The following is a 3,217-nucleotide window of genomic DNA, read 5'->3' on the forward strand; positions in this document are numbered from 1 at the left end:
GGAATGGGGAATGGGGGATAGGGAAAAGAATCCTGTAGGATCTGTAAATTCTGTCAATCCTAATCGGGAATGGGGAATGGGATTCTCTGGTGAGAGGCTTTCTGGGATCGGCTCCCGGTTTTCCTCACCCTTTTGCCACTCCCCATTCCAAAAAACTCACTCCAAAAAACCCACTCCAAAAAACCCACTCAACTCTGCTTGGGCATTAGTAGAAGAGGATGGTAGGTTTTTGGGATTGCTCAATAGCTGGCAACTATTAAAATCCTTGGCAGGAAAGTTTAGAAGCAACGATAGCCCAGCGATTGCGGAGGCACAACCCCCACCCTATATCAATTTGCGATCGCTAGATCGGGGGGAGATGGGAGAGAGGGGGGAGATAACTTCATCTGAACCCCTTAAGCCCCTGCTCCAACTTTTGGAACAATTGCCTTTACCCTTAAGCTTACAAACAACTACCGGGGAAATCCTCGGAGAAAATCTGGCTTGGCGTGAGCTGATTCCGACATCGCCAGACTCGATTGGAGCGTTGACGGCTACTCAGTTTGAAAATCCATCCCCATATAGTAAGTATCCAACAGAAGAGGTAGAACTCTGTTACTGCCCTAGCGCACATTCCCTCTTATTGGCAACAGCCGTACCACTTTTGAGTCTCAGTTTGACACCAACCCCGATCGTAACTCAGGATATTCCATCGGATATCTCAATAAAAAATTACGATCGCATTCTTTCTTTCACCAAAATTCCTCTTTCCCCATCACTTTTTCAGGAAGAAGTCAAAAGTCAAAACGGACTTCGTCCCGCTGCGCTAACAAAAGTCAAAATTCAAAGGGAACAGGAAACAGTAAAATCCCTCTACCCAAAAGAATGGGATTTTAAATTATCTTCCCCCCATTCACCATCCTCTGACATCTTACCTCTCACCTCTTCTTTATGCTTAGTCTTAGCTCAAGACACTACAGAGCAACAGGAAGTTGCTAAAGAATTAGTAGCCAAAAATGCGGATTTAGTCCACCTAAACCGACTAAAAGATGAGTTTTTAGCCTGTATTAGTCACGAACTAAAAACGCCAATTACAGCAATTTTGGGGTTATCTACCCTTCTGAAAGATCAAGGATTAGGTGCCCTCAACGATCGTCAAGCTAGGTACGCTCGGTTGATTTATCAGAGCGGTCGTCAGCTGATGATGGTGGTTAATGATATCCTAGATTTAACTCGTATAGAAACCGGACAACTGGAACTTACCTTAGAGCCAGTCCAGATTAAGACAGTTTGCGATCGCGCCTATAACCAAGCCCAACAAGCCCACCGCGATAAAGACCAAAAGTATGAAGCAGGCGCTCCAGAAATTCCATTTACTTTAGAGATTGAATCGGGATTAGAAATGATTATTGCCGACGAATTGCGATTGCGGCAAATGCTCGTACATCTATTATCTAATGCCCTCGAATTTACAGAATCTGATGGTGGAATTGGATTAAAAGTCAAGGCTTTTGCAGGCTGGGTAGCTTTCACAGTTTGGGATACTGGTATTGGTATCCCCGCCGAAAAACAGCACCTCATCTTTCAAAAATTCCAGCAATTAGAACATCCCCTGACTCGCACTCATCAGGGTACTGGTTTAGGATTATTCTTAACTCAACGCCTCGCCCGTTTGCACGGTGGCGATGTTTCATTTATTTCCAAAAGTGGTGAAGGTAGCGATTTTACTCTTCTGCTTCCACCTTGTCCACCTCAAGAAGAAACCTTTGCTGGATTGTGCCATCCCCAAGTTCCCATCCGCAACCGTTTGGTGTTAATTGTCGAAACGGTAGTTGGCTACTTGGAGGATTTGAACGCACAACTTGAACGTTTAGGTTATTGGGTAGTTATTGCTCGCTCTGGTATGGAAGCCATTGAAAAAGCTCGCCGATTGCAACCCTCTGTTATCTTCCTCAATCCCCTCCTACCTCAACTTTCTGGCTGGGATGTCTTGACTATCCTCAAATCTGATATTCACACCAGTCACATTCCAGTTTTAGTCACAACAACTCAGGCAGAAAAAGAGCTAGCATTAGCTCACAATGCTGATGGTTTCTTAAGCTTACCTGTACAAGAATCAGCTCTTTTGCAAAGCTTAACTCGCTTAGGCAAACATCATTATAAGAATAGCACCACTCTGACTATTCTGTACCTGAGTAGCGGGTTAGAGAATACTGTTTTGCACTCCAATCAGCTAATTTCTCAGTTAACCGATGAATTGAGAATTGAGCATTCACAACTGCAATACCGCATTCTGGAAGCTGACGATTTAGATCAAGCAGAATTATTAGCTAAGGTTTGGCGGCCAGATATCGTTTTACTTGATGGTATTGGCATCACCGATCCGGTATCATACTTACAAGCTTTCTCCTTAGAACCTAGTTTGGCTTCTTTACCCCTAGTCACTCTAGATTGCCAGATTACCCAAGCCGCTAATCAAGTGAGTGGTCTTTCAGTTTATCCCTGTTTAGCAATTGATGACCAGCATAAAGTTAGCGCGTTAATGGAAGTTATTCAAGTGGCGGCTGGACTTAGTTGTCAGTACAGTATTCTTGTTATGGATATTGGTAATGGTAAGGAAGGTGAGGAGATGAGTGAATCTCCCCTTTCTCATCCTCTCACTGTCCTCTCTCCGTGGCTGCAAGCACTAATGCAATACTTACACACTGCTGGTTTTAGAAGCTTTCTATCCCGCTGTTGGACAGATGTATATGCTCAACTTGAAGAGCAAACGGTTGATTTACTCCTGATTCGTTTAAGTAACATTAGCAATCCAGGGGGACTGAAAGAAGAACTAATTCGTTTACAAGAGTTCCCACATTTACCGCCAATTCTAGTACTAGATCGCCGATTAGAAGCTAATAAAATGAAGGAATCTGTCCATAACTATGACAATTCTTTAGTTGAATTAGAGTCCCAATTAGAATCTGTTGCTACTCATATTATGCGAGGTGATTCCCATTCCATGAGTGAATTATTGGAGCAAATTCATCAGGCTTTCGCTAATTGAAGCGACTCATCTTATAACAATGCCAGAGTTGGATTTATGTTGTAGTTGGGGAAAATTTGGTTAAATTGGGCTAGGTTAAGTTCTATATGTTGAGTTAATATTGAAACCGATTAAATTTGGTGATTTCAGTCCGTTTTAACTGAGATCTTGCACCATTCTCAATAAGAGGCAGAGCCTCCGGTTTATTGC

1 protein-coding gene is annotated in these 3,217 nt (G+C 43.1%); it reads left to right on the forward strand.

Translation table 11 applies throughout. The features are described 5' to 3' along the window. The first annotated feature begins 10 nt into the window (after positions 1 to 10). On the forward strand, positions 11 to 3,028 hold the full coding sequence (locus tag NJ959_RS27585; RefSeq protein WP_444881960.1) for an ATP-binding response regulator: 3,018 nt from the start codon (positions 11 to 13) through the stop codon (positions 3,026 to 3,028). Positions 3,029 to 3,217: the final 189 nt, after the last annotated feature.

The sequence above is a fragment of the Limnofasciculus baicalensis BBK-W-15 genome (assembly GCF_024178385.1).
In the GTDB taxonomy this organism is placed as follows: Bacteria; Cyanobacteriota; Cyanobacteriia; order Cyanobacteriales; family Coleofasciculaceae; genus Limnofasciculus; species Limnofasciculus baicalensis.